Source organism: Erythrobacter sp. (assembly GCF_030066995.1).
Lineage (GTDB): Bacteria > Pseudomonadota > Alphaproteobacteria > Sphingomonadales > Sphingomonadaceae > Erythrobacter.
This window is the reverse complement of record NZ_JASJAP010000002.1, coordinates 404,784-421,174: the sequence shown is the minus strand read 5'-3', so window position 1 is coordinate 421,174 and position 16,391 is coordinate 404,784. Positions and strand designations below refer to the sequence as shown.

Here is a 16,391-nt window from a genome sequence, read left to right as displayed (position 1 = left end):
CGCGCGGAGAATTTCACACCGGGCGACGTTGGCAGGACCTAGATCAATCCGGCAAGCGGGCTGCTGGGGTCAGCGTATCTGCGTCGCCCCATGCGTCCGGCGAGATACGCCTCGCGTCCCGCCTCGACCGCCAGCTTCATGGCGCGCGCCATGCGGATCGGGTCTTTGGCTTCAGCAATCGCGGTGTTCATCAGAATGCCGTCGCAGCCCAATTCCATACCCACGGCAGCGTCCGAAGCCGTGCCGACGCCGGCATCGACGAGCACCGGCACCTTTGCGCCTTCGACGATCAGCCGGATGGTCACCTGGTTCTGAATACCCAGCCCGGAGCCGATCGGCGCGCCTAGCGGCATGATGGCGACTGCGCCTGCGTCTTCCAGCTGCTTGGCGGCAATGGGATCATCGACGCAATAGACCATCGGGTGAAAACCTTCGTTCGCCAGGGTCTCGCACGCGGTCAGCGTCTCGCGCATGTCCGGATAAAGCGTGCGGGCTTCCCCCAGGACTTCGAGCTTCACAAGATCCCATCCTCCCGCTTCGCGCGCCAATCGAAGGGTGCGCACCGCCTCTTCGCCCGTAAAACAGCCGGCGGTGTTGGGAAGATAAGTGACCTTCTTGGGATCGATGAAATCGGTGAGCCTTGGCGCTTTGGGATCTGTTACATTAACGCGGCGCACCGCCACGGTCACAATCTCGGCCCCGCTCGCTTCAAGGGCGGCGGCGTTCTGCTCGAAATCCTTGTACTTGCCCGTGCCGACAATCAGCCGCGAGGTGAATGTCTTCCCAGCGACACTCCACGTGTCCGCCGCCGCCGCCGACGCGGCGTGGTCGCCCCCTCCCACAAAGTGCACAATCTCGAGAACGTCGCCTTCGGCAAGCGCCGCAGTCTCAAGCGTCGAGCGCGGCGCGATTTCGCCGTTGCGTTCCACCGCGACCTTTTCCGGCGCAAGATCGAGTTCGCGGACAAGTTCGGCCACGGTTGCAGCCTGCGTGCGGCGAGTCTCGCCGTTCAAGGTGATGGTCTTGCTCATACGGTCCGAGATAGCCACCCTGCCCCGAGGCGCAACCGGCAGTTTCTCGCCTTTCGCTTGCGAAGAGCGCATCGCGGTTTGTTGCAAATGATCTTGCGCTGGCGAGAGGCTGGGCACATTTAGCAACGCATGGCCACGACCGCCGCCCAGCAAGCCAACCCCATTGCCACGAGTTCGCACGGGACATCTCGCGCGCGCCCACTCGCGCTCGCAAGATGGCTCGAGGTGACGGCCGCTTTGGTCGTGTTGATCGTTTTTGTCGGCGGCATCACGCGCCTTACCGAAAGCGGTCTCTCGATCACCGAATGGGAAGTCGCAACTGGAATTCTTCCGCCATTGAGCGAAGACGCCTGGCAGGCCGAGTTCGCAAAGTATCGCGCGACGCCCGAATACCGGCTCGAGGCCGGCGTTGGCGGAATGACGCTGGCAGACTTCCAGTTCATCTATTTCTGGGAGTGGTTTCACCGGCTGTTGGCGCGGATGGTTGGCTTGGTCTACGCGCTGCCGCTGGTTTGGTTCTGGGTGCGCGGCGCTATTCCAGCGGGGTTCAAGCCGCGGCTGATTGGACTGCTCGCGCTCGGCGGTCTGCAAGGGTTTTTCGGCTGGCTGATGGTCCAGTCCGGGCTTGTGGGCGACATGACCGATGTGAGCCATTTTCGCCTGTCCTTGCACCTTTTGACCGCGCTCACGCTCCTGGCGGCTCTGGTGTGGACCGCCCGCGACATGCGCCGCCTGGCTCGCGAGCCCGGCGTCAGCCCGGCGCCGCTGACGCCCGGCGGAGCGATCGTAGCGGGCGTGCTGTTCGTGCAGCTGCTGCTTGGCGCCTGGGTTGCCGGGCTCAACGCGGGGCACGCCTCCTACAGCTGGCCCTTCATGTACGAAGACCGCCTGGTCCCGGAGCTGGACTGGTCGCCGGGCGTCTTCACCATGTTCACAAGCGACCCAACGCTGCTTCATTTTCTCCATAGATGGTGGGCGTGGGTGGCTGTCGTTGCGCTCGTCTGGCTGGCCCGGCGTGTGCGGCTGCGCGATCGACGCGCCTCGATTTCGCTTCACGCTGCGGTTGGTGCGATGGTGCTTCTTGGAATTGGTACCGTGTTGAGCGGGGTCAATCTGTGGCTCGCCTCCGCTCACCAATTGATCGGCGCGCTGACGGTCGCGGCGACCGCCTGGGCGATGCATATCGATGGCATCGCGAGCCAGGCCCGGCGCGTGGCCGCATGACGACCGGCGAGGCGACCCGTGCCGCTCTTATCTACTCGCCCTTGCCAGACGCCGAGACAGCGCGCGCAATCGCCGGAACGCTGCTGGATGAAGGTTTGATCGCTTGCGCCAACCTTCTTGGTCCGATCGAATCGGTCTTTCTTTGGAAAGGGCAGCGCGAATGCGCGAGCGAGACTGCGGCTCTGTTTAAAACGACCGCCGAAGCTCTGAAGAGAGCGGTAAATCGGTTGCACGCGTTGCATCCTTACGAAACTCCCGTCATTATAGCGACGATTTGCGACGCAGCGCATCCTGACACCCTGGCGTGGATTTCCGAGCAGACCCGCTAAGAGGGACCGTGCGGCGTCATGGGGTTGGGCTTTAATCGAGGAAGCCTATGATCGCAGATGGGCTTACGCGTCGGCATGCATGGCTGTTCACGATGGGCGCGCTTGCCTGTGGCGCAGCGCCGTTTCCCACTTCACTGCTTGCCGCGCAGTCGGTCGCCTGGCCTAGCGGCACCTGCACACTCACCCGTCGGCTTTCTCGCGGCCTGCGCGATGGGCAGGCGGTCGTCGTCACACGAAGCTGGCGTGTTACGTTTGCGCAACAAAGCCGCGGCGTTGCCGTAATGGGCCAGCAAGCCTCAGTCTCGGTCGAGGCTCCGCCCAAGCTTGCGCGCCTGAGTCAGATTGAAAGGGAGCGTTCCACCCACAAGATGTGGCCGATACTCCTTTCGCCGGACGGAACGATTGTGGCAGCCGGGCAGCTGACGACCCGCGCCAGCGTCAATAACGCAATCAAGGTTGCGGAGGCCATTTTTGAGGAAGAGGGCCTCTCCGGCGACAGCGCAGCGCAGCAAGCGCGGTATCTCGCGCAATTGCAACGCGCGGGGTCCTCGCTGCTCGACCAGCTGCCCGGAGATCTGTTCTGTCCCTCAACCACACCATTCCACGATGTCCGCCGCGTGGCCTTGCCCGATGGCGGCTACGGGGAGTTCGAAGTCAATTGGAGGGCGAGAGCTCAAGAAGGCTCCACATTGCTCGACATAGCCCGGCGCGAGGTCGTCACACGGATCGGTGAGAGCGAGCGTCGATCGAGCGAGGACTGGTCGCTGGTTGTGGCGTGATCGAGAGGCCGAAGCGGCGCGAGTTAGTTGATCAAACACGCGCGGGGAGAGCCCTTTGGATTTTGGAGGTATTATTTTACCTCTCCGCTAACCCCCCCTTTTGCTTGACTTAAGCGCTCTTTCGCCACAAATGCGCGCCACTTCGCAAATGCGGTCGTACGACGCCGCCACGCGATTCGCGATGCAAGGCCACCGGGCTCTCTCGCATCGCTTTCAGTTCATCGCTTTAAGGACAAAACCATGAAAGCGCTCAGCACGCAGACGCGGTCGATCAAGCCGGCCGAAGTCGAAAAAGAGTGGCACATCATCGATGCGGACAGCCTTGTTGTAGGCCGCCTTGCCTCGATCATCGCCAACATCCTGCGCGGCAAGCACAAGCCGAGCTACACCCCGCATGTCGATTGCGGCGATCATGTTATCGTGATCAACGTCGACAAGGTGAAATTCACCGGCAACAAGACGACCGACAAGGTCTACTACAAGCACACGGGCCACCCTGGTGGCATCAAGGAAACGACGCCTCAGAAGGTTCTTGAAGGTCGCTTTCCCGAGCGCGTGCTGGAAAAGGCCGTCGAGCGCATGATCCCGCGTGGACCGCTGGGGCGGCAGCAGATGAAGGCGCTGCACCTCTACGCCGGGACCGAGCATCCGCATGACGGGCAGAAGCCCAAGACGCTCGACGTCGCTTCGATGAATCGCAAGAACAAGGTGTCCGCATAATGGCCGACAACGCTAACACTTCCGGGGAAACCGTGAACGACCTGTCCGATCTCAAGGAGATCGCGGGCGATGCACCCGCAGCCGACGCGGCTGAAATCGCTCAGAACGCATCGACTCAGCCTGGCGCGCCGCTGCGCGAGCAGGAACTGGACGCGCAAGGCCGCGCCTATGCGACCGGTCGCCGTAAGGACGCAACCGCGCGCGTCTGGCTGAAGCCGGGCACTGGCAAGGTCACCATCAATGGCCGCGATCAGGAAGTGTACTTTGCGCGTCCGACCCTGCGCCTCATCATCGACCAGCCCTTCACGATCACCGATCGCCAGGGTCAGTACGATGTTGTCGCTACCGTCAAAGGCGGCGGGCTCTCAGGCCAGGCCGGCGCGGTCAAGCACGGCATCAGCCAGGCGCTGACCAAATACGAGCCAGAGCTGCGCGGCGTCGTGAAAGCAGCCGGCTTCCTGACACGCGACAGCCGCGTGGTCGAGCGTAAGAAGTACGGTCGTGCGAAGGCCCGCCGCAGCTTCCAGTTCTCGAAGCGCTAAAACGCGCCACCATACGCGATTGCAGGACGGGCGGCCTCTCCAACGCGGGAGGCCGCCTTTCTTTCATGACACGCTCTTCTTTGTGCCCGACCTGAAAGGCCGCTCCCCTTGGCTCATCGTTGGAGCCACATGATGCCCCATGATAGGCCCGTGCCCGCCGCAAACATCGGCCAGGACCAGTAAATCCGGGCATCCCCCACAGCCATCGCGTGGACCGCGAGTGGGCCCGCGCTCGAGCCTTGCGACCCGATGACAAGAGCAATCGTGCCGGTAAGGATCGTCCCCAGGGCAAGCGCTTTCAACATGATGAACTCCACACATCCAAAGAGCGCAAAGCCCCTTTCGCGCGCGCGGATCGCGCAGTCTTGCGTCCGATCAACAACGGTTCAGGCGACCAGACGCCAGACCAGTGGAAGCAACCACCGATGCCGCCGCTCGATCGAAATATGGCTTAAATCGAGTTAAGGAGGGTCCGCCAAAAACGGTTAACCGGTTGCGCGCTATGTTTACCTGGCGGCTCGCCGATAAAGCCTGGGCCACTCTCTGGCCGCGATCATAACACAACGGGGATTGTGCGGGTTTCGACCGCTATGTCGCCCTCTCCGCGCGCGCACGTCAGCACGTTGTACGATGGGGGCGCGCCGTGGCGCAGGCGCGTCGACAGAGTGCCCGCGCCGATCACCTGAGCGCTCCCCTCGCCCGCGCGCCGCCTCTCGTTGAAGGGGGTGTGGATATGCCCTGTCATTATCGCGTCCATTCCGCTTTCGACGAGGCGCGCGAACGCCTCATTACCACCAATCGTCGACGTGGGGCCGTCAATCTCGGGACCATGCAGGGGGTGGTGCGCTGTCACTATCACTGTACGCGAGTCGGCCTCGAAGGGCTCAATCGCAACAAGGGTCGCCGCAATCGAATGGGAAGTGACCACTCCATCCGACCACGGCCAGCGCTTCTGCGCCGGCACCGTCGTTCTGAGTGGGATCAAGACAAGATCATCGGTCTCGAATACGTCCACCGCCACCGCGCGGCGCAGGGCGTTATAGCGGCGATACGGCTCTTTGAAGCGCTCCCACAAATTGTAATAGGGCATGTCGTGGTTGCCGACATCCAGCCAAACCGGAATGTCGAACCGGCCAAACCACTCAGCGGCTGAGGCGTATTGTCTGTGGGTCGCGCGCTGCGTCAGATCTCCGGTGCACACCAGGGCATCGGGTCGCTCGTCGGCGATCGCGCGTTCGACCTCGGCAAGGGCCGCGCGGTCCTCGATCCCGAAATGGACATCGCTGATATGGAATAACCGCGTCGGCATGACCTGATCCGCTGGACGTTTAACCCGCCGCCCGCATCACGCGCGTCGGCGCAAGACAAGCCAGGCGGCCATACCATTGAGCGCGCTGTAGGCAAGATACGCCCACGCCAGCTCCGGCCAGCCGTTCGCGGTGAGCAGCATGGCCGCGAGCAGCACAGCGAACTCAGCGATCAGGCTCAACCGACCGCCGATCGAACCGAGAAAATCGGGCATTTGGCTAAGCAAGGGGTGATCGCTTTCGAGAACCGCGCGGTGCAGAGCAAAGTTCACAACCCCGAGAATCGCGACAAAGACAACCAGCCAGCTCATGTGTGGCACTATGGCGTAAACCTTCGTCGAGTGGAAACAGGCGTTGGTCGGACGCTTTAACCCCCTGATCGCACGCGCTTTCTTTCAGTCGAGCGACGAACGCCAAAAGTCGAGCTTGGGATGATCGCAGCGCTGCCTCGGCGTAATTCTCCAATTGTAAGGCCGCCCGGTTACCCCGCTTCGACCCTTCCCCGAACCCTTGGTCGAAGGCTGGGCGGTCCTTGCAAGAGGAGAGTTTACATGAAAAACATCGCCGTTGCCCTTGTCGCCGCTTCGATCGGCGCCGCTGGAATTGCCACCCCCGCTCTGGCGGGCGACACCATCCGCAAGACCGAAATGGTCAGCTACGAAGGTCTCGATCTCAACACCATCAAGGGCCAGAAAATGCTGGAGCAGCGTGTCGAGATCGCGGTGCGGCGTGTCTGCAATTACTACGGCGGTCGCATGGACACCCGCACGCAGCGCGACGCGCGCGAATGCCTCAAGAAAGCGCGCATCTCCGCGCGCGAACAAGCGGCCGCGGTTATCGAAGATCAACGGCGCGGCGGCTGAACCGCGCTCAACACCCCGCACGCTGCGGTTAGCCCCTGCGGTGTGCGACTCGAGCGGCCTGGATGCACTTAGTCCCTGCGATCCAGGCCGCTTTCTTTTTGGGAGTTCCGAAAGTGGCGGAACCGGGCTCCGCCTATCCCGCCGCTCCACCCAGCCAGCAAAGCCTGGTGGCCCCATTGGCAATCAGGTGGGGAGGCGGGGTGGGTGATCGCTGAGCGCGAAGGCGCCAAGAGGATCCCTTACCTTCCCGCCATCTTCTTCACTTTGGCGAGATATGTGCGGCCGATCCGCAGGGCCTCACCATTCAGAAGCTCCGCCGACCACACCCCCAGGCCATCATGCCGAAGCCCGCGAATGTTGTCGCGGCGAAGGATGGTCGAGCGGTGAATACGGATAAACTTGTCGGGGTCGAGCCGCGCTTCGAGGCCGGCAATGGTCTGGAGCAACAGATAGGTCCGTCCGCTCTCTCCGGTTTCGTTCGCCTCTTCGCCGGGCGCCGCGACGTGCAGGCGGACATAGTCGCGCTCGGCGTCGATGCGGTGCACTTCGCTGACCGCGATGCGGAGCAATTCCGAGCGATGCGGCACCCATAACTCGTCCAGCCATTCGCTTGTCTCGGCTACGCGTTCGCCCCGGCGCGCGATGGCGCGGGTGATCGCGCGACTCAGGCGGTCGGCCGAGACGGGTTTAAGCACGTAATCGATCGCTTCGAGATCGAACGCCTCCACCGCAAAATGATCGTGTGCGGTCACGAAGATCACCGCCGGTGGATTGTCACGCTCTGACAGCTTACGGGCGACACCCAGACCATCGAGCTCGGGCATCGTCATGTCGAGCAGCACGAGATCAGGCTCAAGCTTCTCCGACAGACGCAGCGCCGCCGCGCCGTCGCTTGCCGTACCGACCACCCGGATCGCGTCGAGTTCCGCGCAGATCACCTGCGTGCGCTCGACCGCGAGTGGTTCATCGTCGACGATCAAGGTCCGCAGCGATGTTTCGGGAAGATCGGTGTCAGCCATACGCCTCGTCATTCTGCTCCGTGCCGTACGCCGTCATCGGCTGGCGCGTAAGCGGTATCCGCATCTCGGTCACGTACCCGCCCTCGTGCGGCGTTGAGGTCAACACGACGTCTGTGCCAAAGCGCGCTTCCAGCCGGTCGCGCACATTGGCAAGCCCGATCCCGAATCCATGCTCGACGCCCGCTGGCACACCCGGGCCATCGTCGCTGACGCTGAGCACAAGCCGGTCAAACTCCTCGCGCGCGGCCAGCGTTATCGTCACGGCACGCGCCACGGGTGAGACGGCGTATTTGACCGAGTTCTCCACCAGGGGTTGCAGGATCATGCCAGGCACGCGCGCGTCGGCAAGTTCGGGGGGCAGATCAAAGCGCGTGCGAAGACGGTCGGGGAAGCGCACCGCCTCAATCTCGAGATATTCGCGCTGCATGTCGAATTCGTCGGCGAGCATCACGTCGCTCGTCGGATCATCGGCCAGACTGTGACGATAGAACCGGCTGATCGACTGGATCATCTCCTCGGCGCGCTGCGGCTTGCCCGTCATCACCAGTGCGGAAAGCGAATTCAAGGTGTTGAACAAGAAATGCGGGTTCACTTGATAGCGCAAGCTGCGCAGCTCGGCGGCCTTGGCGGCGCTGCGAAACTGCTCTTCGCGCCGCTGAGCCTCCCTCGCCTGATAGCCGGCAAGAAGCGCAAAGTAGAGCGAGGCCCACGCAAGCAACAGGAAATAGCGTCCCAGCGCAATATCGAGCACCGATCGCCAACGATCCGCATTAGTCGCCGCCGGACGGATCAGAATGCTCTCCGTTTCAGCGGTGCCGGGCTGGGTAGTACCGGACTGCGTGGTGCCAGGCTGGGCGGTCGATGCGTCGCTCGATGGGCCTTCGGCAGCGGCCGCGCCTGGTCGGACGGGTACATCAACCAGCAAATTGCCCGCCTCGTCGCGTCGCAGGCCGATATTGTTCATCTTCTCGAAGCGCTTTTCCCACTTCAGCTGCATTTCCTCGAAGACCAGCTGGTTGATCTGGCCAATCGCCAAGGCCACCGGCAAGGCAAGGACAAGGGCGGCGGAGATCTTTACCCAGAGAGGGCGCGTGTCGAAGAGCCGCAAGAGGCTCCACAGCACTATGGTGAGCGCCAGCCCGCTCAAGGTCACCAAACCGCGCCGCCACGCCAATTCGATCTGCATGTCGAAACCCGCGACATAGCTGCGCACGGTGACGATCAGGAAGTAGGCCGCCCACAGCACAACCATCGAGAACAGCACCGTGCGAAACGGAACGCTCGCCGCGGCGCTGGTGGTGCGCTGCGAGGCGGCAAGATTGGCTTTGGCTGGGGGCATCATGATCCCTTGCGAGATAGCGCGGCGGGCGGGTCTCCGCCAATCGCCTGAGTCAGCGCATCATCGGACCAAGATGAACGTTGGTCGAACAGCGACCGTAAACACCCGCATTTTGACCCGATTGGCGCCACAACATATCGGATTGTGCCGCAATCGGCGGCCAAACGCCACCGTCGCGACGACGCGGCTGACGGGTCGACGCCATCCTACCCGTCGCCCGCGCGATCAGTCTCTCGGCTTGATCATCTCAGCCGGCACGATCCAGGCGTCGAACTGATCTTCGGTCAACAGGCCCAGTTCCAGCCCCGCTTCCTTGAGTGTCGTCCCGTCCGCGTGCGCCTTCTTCGCGATCCTGGCCGCGTTGTCATAGCCGATATGCGGGTTGAGCGCCGTCACCAGCATCAGGCTTTCATTCATGAGCTTGTCGATCCGCGCAGTGTTGGCCTCAATCCCGCTGACACAATTATCGGTGAAGCTCTTTGTGCTGTCCGAAAGCAGGCGGATCGATTGCAGCACGGCGTAGATCATGACCGGTTTGAACACGTTCAGTTCCAGATGGCCATGCGAACCCGCAACGCTGACGGTGGTGTGGTTGCCCATCACTTGAGCGCAGACCATGGTGAGCGCCTCGCATTGCGTCGGGTTGACCTTGCCCGGCATGATCGAGGAGCCCGGCTCGTTCGCGGGCAGCGCGATCTCGCCCAGACCCGAACGCGGGCCCGAGCCGAGCAGGCGGATGTCGTTGGCGATCTTCATCGCCGACACGGCATTCGAATTGAGCGCGCCCGACAACTCTACAAGGGCATCATGCGCACCAAGCGCTTCGAACTTGTTGGGCGCGGTCACAAAGGGGTGGCCCGTCGCCTCGGCCACCTTCGCAGCGAACTTTTCAGCAAATCCCGCTTTGGAATTGATGCCAGTACCCACCGCTGTGCCGCCCTGGGCAAGCTCCAGGACGCGGGGCAACGCGTTTTCGAGCCGGGCTATGCCGTAATCGATCTGCTTGGCGTAGCCCGAAAACTCCTGCCCCAGCGTCAGCGGCGTCGCATCCTGCAGGTGCGTGCGGCCAATCTTGACGATATTGGCGAAAGCCTTGGATTTTGCGTCAAGCGCTTCGTGAAGATGCTGCAGGGCGGGGATCAACCGCTCGATCGTCTCGCTCGCCGCGGCGATGTGCATGGCGGTCGGAAATGTATCGTTCGAACTTTGCCCCATGTTGCAATGGTCGTTGGGGTGAACCGGCTCCTTGCCGCCGTGCTGACCGGTCAGGATTTCGTTCGCGCGGCTGGCGATGACTTCGTTGGCGTTCATGTTCGACTGCGTCCCGGACCCGGTCTGCCAGACGGAAAGAGGAAACTGGCTCGCCAGCGTACCGTCGACCACTTCGCTCGCCGCCTGGATGATCGCCTCCCCGACCTTTGCGTCCATCACGCCGAGTTCCATGTTGGCCTTGGCCGCGCTCTGCTTTTGAACACCAAGAGCTTTGACAAGCGGCGCGGGCATGGTCTCCACCCCGATCGCAAAGTTGGCGAGACTGCGCTGCGTCTGTGCGCCCCAGTGCGCGTCGACGGGCACGGCAACCTCACCCAGCGAATCGGTTTCGACCCGTACCTTCCCGGTTGCGCCGAAGATTTCGCCGTTGTTGATAATGTCGCTCATCGAAGATCCCTTTGTGCTGGTCGATTGCCGTATGCCGGCCCATCGCGATGCAAGCCGCGCTCCCATAAGGCCCGCCCCATAAGGCCGTAACGCCGGAGTCGTCAAAGGCCTTGGCGGTGGCCGCGCGCAGGTCTAGGGCAGCGTATCGGATGCCGAGGTCCAAACGTTTGGAATTCGGCAAGGGTTGACGGACTGTATTAGTACCGCAATACGGTTCATCAAGGTATTGAAAGACGACGCATAGAATGACGGGCATCGATGCAGCCGAGATGACGCAGGATTCTCTCAAAGCGCGAAAAGCGATGATCGACAGCCAGCTGCGCACCAGCGGGGTGAACGAGGAATTTGCGCTTGCTCGCATGATGGCGGTTCCGCGCGAGGATTTCCTGCCCGAAAGCCGCAGCGCGCTGGCCTATATCGATCGCAGCGTTGCCGTCGAGGGTGGAGCGCTGGCCTCTCCGCTGTTCTATGGCAAGGTGCTCATGGAAGCGGTTCCGGCGCGGACCGACACGGTTTTGATTGTCGAGGGGGGTACAGGCTATCTCGCCGCACTGGTCGATCCTCTCGTGTCGAGCCTCGACACGGTCTCGGCGGACGAAGCGATCGACGGCGCGATCGACGGCGCGGTCGAAGGCACCTATTCGCTTGTTCTGATCGACGGCGCGATCGAACAACTGCCGGTGGCCTTGGCCGATTGCCTCGAAGAGGGCGGGCGAATCGTCTCGGGGCTGGTTCTGCGCAACGTCACCCGCTTGGCGTCGGGGCGGAAGGTTGTGGGTCAAGTGTCGCTCCAGCCCGTCGAGGACCTTGGTATCCCGGTGCTTCATGCGTTCGACAAGCCCAAGGGCTGGACATTTTCATGAGAGCACCTCTCAATCTGTGCGCGCTGGCCCTGAGCAGCGCAACTCTCGCGCTGACCGCGGCTGCCCCGGCGCAGGCGGAAACGCTGCGCGAAGCTCTTGCGGCCGCCTACAACAACAACCCCACGCTGCAAGGCGCACGGGCCAACCAGCGCGCGACCGATGAAGACGTGCCGATCAACAAGGCGGACGCAAGGCCATCGCTCGATACAAACTCGGGTCTGACCGAGTTCGTCCGCGCCAACCAGAACAACTTCTTCCAGCCCCAGCGCGTTTTCACGTTCCAGAGCAATCTCGGCGTGCCGATCTATAATGGCGGGGCCGTGAAGAACGGGATCAAGGCGGCGAAGGAGCGCGTGGCAGCCGGGCGAGCGGACTTGCGCGCAACGGAAAGCGCAATCTTCAGTCAAACGGTCGCTGCGTATCTCGATGTCCTGCGCACCGAAGCTCTGGCCAACCTCGCCGCCAATCAGGTTGAGGTGCTGACCGTCAATCTGGAGGCAACCAGCGACCGTTTCGAGATTGGCGACGTGACGCGGACCGACGTCGCGCAGTCGCAATCGCGCCTCGCTCTTGCAGAAGGGGATCTTCGCACGGCCCTCGCTAACCTGGTGTCCGCGCGCGAGACCTATATTCAGCTGGTCGGCCGTGCGCCGATCGATCTGGCTTCGCCTCCCCCCTTGCCCGGCCTGCCGGGCTCCGTCGAAGATGCAGTGGTGCTCGCGCTGCAAAACAATCCTGATCTGATCGCAGCCAAGGAGCGCGCCGAAGCCGCTGGCTACGATAGCGAAGTCGCCGGCTCCGGACGGCTTCCCACCTTATCGGCCTTCGGCACCTACGATTACCAAAACACGCTCGGTACTGTGCCCGATCAAGTCATTCCGGGCGAAAATCCGGGCGATCCAGCGACAGTCATTCCCAGCGACCAGACGGCGACCGGTATTCAGGCCGGGCTTACCTTGCGCATTCCGATTTTTCAGGGCGGGCGCGTCGCCGCCCAGCAGCGTCAGGCTTTCGCGCGGGAAACTGTGGCGATGGAGCAGATGATCGAGACTGAGCGCTCGGTCATCCAGCAAACCCGCGCCGCTTATGCCAGCTGGAGAGCCGCGCTTGCGGTTATCGACAGTTCGCGGGTCGCCGTTGAATCGGCCGAGGTCAGTCTCGAGGGCGTGCGCGCCGAGAATTCGATCGGAAACCGTACGATCCTGGATGTGCTCAACGCCGAACAGGAGCTTGTCTCGGCCAAAGCGCAACTCGTGACCGCACGGCGTGATGCCTATGTTGCCGGCTTTACACTGCTGGCCGCGATGGGCCGCGCCGAGGCACGCGACCTCAACCTTGACACTGGAGGTCCACTTTACGATCCGGATGTCAACTATGAGCGGATCAAGGGCAAGATCTGGGATTGGGACCGCGATCCCGAACCCGCTCCAAAATCGACACGTACCGTTGACATTCCAGCGGCTGACGCGACTTATGGCCCGCTCGACATAGAATAGCGCGCGCGGCCTGATTCGAGGTCGCGTCGACGCGCATAAACGCAGGTCCACAAGGTGAGTATGGCGCAAAACAGCGAAGCATCGGTCGAAGAAATCCTCGAATCGATCAAGAAAGTGATCGCTCGCGACAACCGCAAGGACGCAGAAGAAGCGCGCCAGCTGCGCGATGCCGACGAAAGGGATGCAGAGCCAGCCAGCGACGATGAGGCCGAAGAGGTCCTCGATCTCGGCGACATGCTGGCAGAAGAGGGCCTGGAGGACACTGACGAGCCGGATGAAGAGGAAGGTGCGATCACACCAGCCGACGCGCCGCTTGTGGCCGAAGAGGTGCGCGGCGCCATGCAGGACAACCTCGCCGCGCTTGCCATGCTCGCCGAGCCCGGCGCGAAGCCGCAGATCGTGCGCACGGGCGAAACGTCGCTCGAGGGCCTCACGCGCGAATTGCTGCGCCCCATGCTGGCTCAATGGCTTGAGGATAATTTGCCCGCCATGGTCGAGGCAATGGTGCAAGCCGAGATTGCCCGGATCGCCGGAAAACGCAGGTAGCGGCTGACGTTTCGCGCGCCGTGCAAATTGCTGGAGTTGGCGCGTCTCGCGGGTTACGACCCGCAGCCATGAGGATACCTGAATTCAGCCTCCCCATGAGCGCGCTCATCGCCGTGCCATTAGCTTTGACCGGAGCGCCGCTTCTCGCCGACAGTCACGAGGATGGGTCCAAGACCATTCCCGGTTTGAGCTCGCCTCCCATGTCGGCGCGCGACCTTGTCACAATGCCCCGACTTGGCGCGCCCACCGTTTCGCGCTTTGGGCGCTACGCCGTCTTTTCGGTAACCTACACCGATCCTGAAACGCTCACGCGCTCGCCAATCCATTACGCGCTGGACTTGTCGGCTCCTGGAGCCAAGCCGGTCGAGCTTGAATTGGGCCTCGATGGATACGCGCTCGCCTTCGGCCCGGAAAACCACCTGTACTTCCTTAGCGAAGATCACACGGATCGCGAAGCGGCAAACTACACGCGGCTTTGGCGGGTCTCTTTGGATAGCGCACAGAGCGTTAGCAAGCCGACCCTTGTGGCGGACCTTGGGGACAGCGCGCTGTCCGGGTTCCTCCTCTCCCCCAAGGGCGACAAGGCTGCGCTGCTGCGCAGCGCCCCGCGCGAATGCCCGACGTTTCAGTGCGAGCCAGAAGGCGAACCGACAGGCTCGGGCCGTCTCTACGAAGGCGATATTGGGTTCTATCGACACTGGGACCGATGGGTAAAGCCGGGTGAGTTCAACCGCGTGTTCGTGTTCGATCTGGAGGACGGGGAAATCTCCGGCCCCGGCGTACCGATCGATGGAGCTGATCCGACAACCGGCCTTGTTGGCAACACGCCGACCGTGCCGTTTGGCGGGATGGAAGACCTGGCCTGGGCACCGGATAGCTCGGGGCTCTATTTCGTGGCGCGCGAAGCGAGCGCAAAGGAGCCGACCTCCACCGATCTCGACATCTACTTCTCGGACCTCACCGGCAGCGCCCCAGTCGTCCTCACGCAGGCAAACGACGCCCACGATTCAGGGCCTACAATGTCACCTGACGGCGCCACTCTCGCCTATCTGGCGATGGAGCGCCCGGGCTACGAATCCGATCGGCTCGTCGTCCATTTGCGCGATATTGCCAGCGGCGAAACACGCGCGCTGACGACCGATACCGATCTTTCGTTCGGCTCTCTCACCTGGAGCGCGGACGGCTCCTACCTGCTCGCCACCGCCGCCGATACGCTCGATACGCCGGTCTTTCTGATCGATCCGACCAGCGGGAAGGTGAGAGAGCTCGACCTGATGGCCGGAAACGAAGCGCATATCGGCTCAATGGCGGCGCTCCCCGGCAACAGGCTGCTGTTCGTCCGCGATTCGATTGGAGCGCCGAACGAGCTTTACCTTTCGACCAACCTCGCAAGAGCGCGTCCGCTCACCAACTTTGTGACGAAGCGCATGGGGCAAATGGCAAGCACCCTCACCACTCGGTTCAGCTTCGCCGGCGCCGAGGGCGCGACCGTGTGGGGCCAGATAACGCGGCTGGAAAACCAGGGGGGTCCAATCCCGGCCATCCTCTACATTCACGGCGGTCCGCAAGGTTCGTTCAACGATGTCTGGTCAAGCCGCTGGAACGCTCGAGCCGTGGCGAGCCAGGGCTACGCGGTCATCTCGGTCGATTTCCATGGGAGTTCTGGTTACGGACAGGACTTCATGGATGCCATCAACCAGGATTGGGGCGGCAAACCGCTTGTCGATCTGCAGAAGGGGCTCGAAGCGGCGCTGGCGCTCGATCCGCAAATCGACGGCAGCCGCGCCTGCGCCATGGGCGCGAGCTATGGTGGGTACATGATCAACTGGATCGCGGGCAATTGGCCGGATCGCTTCGATTGTCTGGTGCAGCACGACGGCCTGTTTGACCTGCGCAGCTTTTATTACTCGACCGAAGAATTGTGGTTTCCGCGCTGGGATTTTGGCGGCTCCTATTTTGAGCAGGCGGAGGTTTACGAGCGCTGGAATCCGGTCAACCACATCGACAAATGGCAAACACCCATGCTGGTAATCACCGGCGAGAAGGATTTCCGCGTTCCCTACACGCAAGGGTTGCAGAGCTTCACGGTTCTACAGGAGCGCGAAATCCCCTCGCAATTGCTGGTCTTTCCCGATGAGAACCACTGGGTTCTGGGGGCGAAGAATTCGTTGCAATGGCACGAAACCGTATTCGCCTGGCTCGACCGCTGGCTTTCGGACAAGGAGGTGGGCGAATGAGCGCGGAAATCGATCAGGCGCTTGCATCCGCTCAGCACTCGCTTGCGCGCAAGTATGGCGATCCGGAAAAGGGAGACGCGGTCGAACGGCACATCTTCCTGTGCGCGGTTTCGGAGAAGCAGAAATGCTGCTCACGCGAGGTGGGCGAGGCGTCCTGGGCGTATCTGAAAGCGCGCACCAAGGAGCTTGATCTCGTCGGCCCCAAGCGCAGCTCGGATCACCCTAATGGTGCCCGGGGCGGTGTTCAGAGAACCAAAGCGGATTGTCTTCAGATGTGCGACGCCGGGCCAATAGCGGTCGTTTGGCCCGATGGGGTCTGGTACCACTCGTGCACGCCGGACGCGCTTGAGCGGATTATTCAAGAGCATCTCATCCGCGGCAATCCGGTGGAAGATCTCCGCCTGCGGCCCCAGAAGGCGACGGGCGGCGAAACCTGA

At 62.5% G+C, this 16,391-nt stretch carries 18 protein-coding genes; 11 read left to right on the top strand and 7 right to left on the bottom strand.

Translation table 11 applies throughout. The features are described 5' to 3' along the window. Positions 1-38 precede the first annotated feature (38 nt). Entirely contained in the window at positions 39-1,031 is a 993-nt protein-coding gene (gene thiS / locus QNI87_RS08230) for a sulfur carrier protein ThiS (RefSeq protein ID WP_300595699.1), read from the bottom strand. A 129-nt stretch (positions 1,032-1,160) separates the two neighbouring features. On the opposite strand from thiS, the gene QNI87_RS08225 reads away from it, so the two are divergent. The 5 genes from QNI87_RS08225 (at position 1,161) to rpsI (ending at position 4,625) form a co-directional block, all read left to right on the top strand. Beyond that, the gene (locus QNI87_RS08225; protein ID WP_300595698.1) at positions 1,161-2,255 is read left to right on the top strand and encodes a COX15/CtaA family protein; all 1,095 of its coding nucleotides are present in this window, start codon (positions 1,161-1,163) and stop codon (positions 2,253-2,255) included. After that, a complete protein-coding gene (gene cutA / locus QNI87_RS08220; RefSeq protein ID WP_300595697.1) occupies positions 2,252-2,584 on the top strand; it encodes a divalent-cation tolerance protein CutA in 333 nt (110 codons plus the stop codon). The genes QNI87_RS08225 and cutA overlap by 4 nt, the downstream gene beginning before the upstream one ends. Before the next feature lie 47 nt (positions 2,585-2,631). After that, positions 2,632-3,363 carry a hypothetical protein gene (locus tag QNI87_RS08215; protein WP_300595696.1) on the top strand — a complete coding sequence of 244 codons (732 nt, stop codon included), beginning with the start codon at positions 2,632-2,634 and terminating at the stop codon, positions 3,361-3,363. Between the two features lie 240 nt (positions 3,364-3,603). Continuing rightward, entirely contained in the window at positions 3,604-4,083 is a 480-nt protein-coding gene (gene rplM, locus QNI87_RS08210) for a 50S ribosomal protein L13 (protein ID WP_300595695.1), read from the top strand. Next, complete coding sequence (gene rpsI, locus QNI87_RS08205) at positions 4,083-4,625, top strand: 30S ribosomal protein S9 (protein ID WP_300595694.1); 543 nt, start codon at positions 4,083-4,085, stop codon at positions 4,623-4,625. The genes rplM and rpsI overlap by 1 nt, the downstream gene beginning before the upstream one ends. Positions 4,626-4,738: 113 nt before the next feature. Here rpsI and QNI87_RS08200 read toward each other — a convergent pair whose 3' ends face one another. The 3 genes from QNI87_RS08200 to QNI87_RS08190 all read right to left on the bottom strand — a co-directional run bounded on the left by QNI87_RS08200 (position 4,739) and on the right by QNI87_RS08190 (position 6,243). Then, a complete protein-coding gene (locus QNI87_RS08200) occupies positions 4,739-4,930 on the bottom strand; it encodes a hypothetical protein (protein WP_300595692.1) in 192 nt (63 codons plus the stop codon). A gap of 248 nt (positions 4,931-5,178) precedes the next feature. Next, positions 5,179-5,934, bottom strand: coding sequence for a metallophosphoesterase (locus tag QNI87_RS08195; protein ID WP_300595691.1), 756 nt, complete (start codon positions 5,932-5,934; stop codon positions 5,179-5,181). Between the two features lie 36 nt (positions 5,935-5,970). Continuing rightward, on the bottom strand, positions 5,971-6,243 hold the full coding sequence (locus QNI87_RS08190; RefSeq protein ID WP_300595690.1) for a hypothetical protein: 273 nt from the start codon (positions 6,241-6,243) through the stop codon (positions 5,971-5,973). A gap of 240 nt (positions 6,244-6,483) precedes the next feature. Between QNI87_RS08190 and QNI87_RS08185 the strand changes: the two genes are divergently transcribed. Further along, a complete protein-coding gene (locus QNI87_RS08185) occupies positions 6,484-6,795 on the top strand; it encodes a UrcA family protein (protein WP_300595689.1) in 312 nt (103 codons plus the stop codon). Between the two features lie 239 nt (positions 6,796-7,034). Here the strand turns inward: QNI87_RS08185 and QNI87_RS08180 are convergent, their stop codons facing one another. The 3 genes from QNI87_RS08180 to fumC form a co-directional block, all read right to left on the bottom strand. Beyond that, positions 7,035-7,814 (bottom strand): LytTR family DNA-binding domain-containing protein, encoded by a 780-nt coding sequence (locus QNI87_RS08180; protein WP_300595688.1) that lies wholly within the window; start codon positions 7,812-7,814, stop codon positions 7,035-7,037. Continuing rightward, positions 7,807-9,153, bottom strand: a complete 1,347-nt coding sequence (locus tag QNI87_RS08175) for a histidine kinase (RefSeq protein WP_300595686.1) — start codon at positions 9,151-9,153, stop codon at positions 7,807-7,809. Before QNI87_RS08175 ends, QNI87_RS08180 begins: the two co-directional genes overlap by 8 nt. 225 nt (positions 9,154-9,378) lie before the next feature. Next, positions 9,379-10,812, bottom strand: a complete 1,434-nt coding sequence (gene fumC, locus QNI87_RS08170) for a class II fumarate hydratase (RefSeq protein ID WP_300595685.1) — start codon at positions 10,810-10,812, stop codon at positions 9,379-9,381. Between the two features lie 245 nt (positions 10,813-11,057). On the opposite strand from fumC, the gene QNI87_RS08165 reads away from it, so the two are divergent. The 5 genes from QNI87_RS08165 to QNI87_RS08145 all read left to right on the top strand — a co-directional run bounded on the left by QNI87_RS08165 (position 11,058) and on the right by QNI87_RS08145 (position 16,391). Beyond that, positions 11,058-11,675 (top strand): protein-L-isoaspartate O-methyltransferase, encoded by a 618-nt coding sequence (locus QNI87_RS08165; RefSeq protein ID WP_300595684.1) that lies wholly within the window; start codon positions 11,058-11,060, stop codon positions 11,673-11,675. Beyond that, a complete protein-coding gene (locus QNI87_RS08160; protein WP_300595683.1) occupies positions 11,672-13,171 on the top strand; it encodes a TolC family outer membrane protein in 1,500 nt (499 codons plus the stop codon). The genes QNI87_RS08165 and QNI87_RS08160 overlap by 4 nt, the downstream gene beginning before the upstream one ends. A gap of 60 nt (positions 13,172-13,231) precedes the next feature. After that, positions 13,232-13,717, top strand: a complete 486-nt coding sequence (locus tag QNI87_RS08155) for a DUF2497 domain-containing protein (protein ID WP_300595682.1) — start codon at positions 13,232-13,234, stop codon at positions 13,715-13,717. Between the two features lie 68 nt (positions 13,718-13,785). Then, positions 13,786-15,954: a S9 family peptidase gene (locus QNI87_RS08150; RefSeq protein ID WP_300595681.1), complete on the top strand. Its 2,169-nt coding sequence runs from the start codon at positions 13,786-13,788 to the stop codon at positions 15,952-15,954. Beyond that, positions 15,951-16,391 carry a (2Fe-2S) ferredoxin domain-containing protein gene (locus QNI87_RS08145; protein ID WP_300595680.1) on the top strand — a complete coding sequence of 147 codons (441 nt, stop codon included), beginning with the start codon at positions 15,951-15,953 and terminating at the stop codon, positions 16,389-16,391. Before QNI87_RS08150 ends, QNI87_RS08145 begins: the two co-directional genes overlap by 4 nt.

Coding starts and splice junctions, on each gene's coding strand:
- thiS (WP_300595699.1), bottom strand. CDS start 1,031: ATGAGCAAGACCATCACCTTGAACGGCGAGACTCGCCGCACGCAGGCT.
- QNI87_RS08225 (WP_300595698.1), top strand. CDS start 1,161: ATGGCCACGACCGCCGCCCAGCAAGCCAACCCCATTGCCACGAGTTCG.
- cutA (WP_300595697.1), top strand. CDS start 2,252: ATGACGACCGGCGAGGCGACCCGTGCCGCTCTTATCTACTCGCCCTTG.
- QNI87_RS08215 (WP_300595696.1), top strand. CDS start 2,632: ATGATCGCAGATGGGCTTACGCGTCGGCATGCATGGCTGTTCACGATG.
- rplM (WP_300595695.1), top strand. CDS start 3,604: ATGAAAGCGCTCAGCACGCAGACGCGGTCGATCAAGCCGGCCGAAGTC.
- rpsI (WP_300595694.1), top strand. CDS start 4,083: ATGGCCGACAACGCTAACACTTCCGGGGAAACCGTGAACGACCTGTCC.
- QNI87_RS08200 (WP_300595692.1), bottom strand. CDS start 4,930: ATGTTGAAAGCGCTTGCCCTGGGGACGATCCTTACCGGCACGATTGCT.
- QNI87_RS08195 (WP_300595691.1), bottom strand. CDS start 5,934: ATGCCGACGCGGTTATTCCATATCAGCGATGTCCATTTCGGGATCGAG.
- QNI87_RS08190 (WP_300595690.1), bottom strand. CDS start 6,243: ATGAGCTGGCTGGTTGTCTTTGTCGCGATTCTCGGGGTTGTGAACTTT.
- QNI87_RS08185 (WP_300595689.1), top strand. CDS start 6,484: ATGAAAAACATCGCCGTTGCCCTTGTCGCCGCTTCGATCGGCGCCGCT.
- QNI87_RS08180 (WP_300595688.1), bottom strand. CDS start 7,814: ATGGCTGACACCGATCTTCCCGAAACATCGCTGCGGACCTTGATCGTC.
- QNI87_RS08175 (WP_300595686.1), bottom strand. CDS start 9,153: ATGCCCCCAGCCAAAGCCAATCTTGCCGCCTCGCAGCGCACCACCAGC.
- fumC (WP_300595685.1), bottom strand. CDS start 10,812: ATGAGCGACATTATCAACAACGGCGAAATCTTCGGCGCAACCGGGAAG.
- QNI87_RS08165 (WP_300595684.1), top strand. CDS start 11,058: ATGACGGGCATCGATGCAGCCGAGATGACGCAGGATTCTCTCAAAGCG.
- QNI87_RS08160 (WP_300595683.1), top strand. CDS start 11,672: ATGAGAGCACCTCTCAATCTGTGCGCGCTGGCCCTGAGCAGCGCAACT.
- QNI87_RS08155 (WP_300595682.1), top strand. CDS start 13,232: ATGGCGCAAAACAGCGAAGCATCGGTCGAAGAAATCCTCGAATCGATC.
- QNI87_RS08150 (WP_300595681.1), top strand. CDS start 13,786: ATGAGGATACCTGAATTCAGCCTCCCCATGAGCGCGCTCATCGCCGTG.
- QNI87_RS08145 (WP_300595680.1), top strand. CDS start 15,951: ATGAGCGCGGAAATCGATCAGGCGCTTGCATCCGCTCAGCACTCGCTT.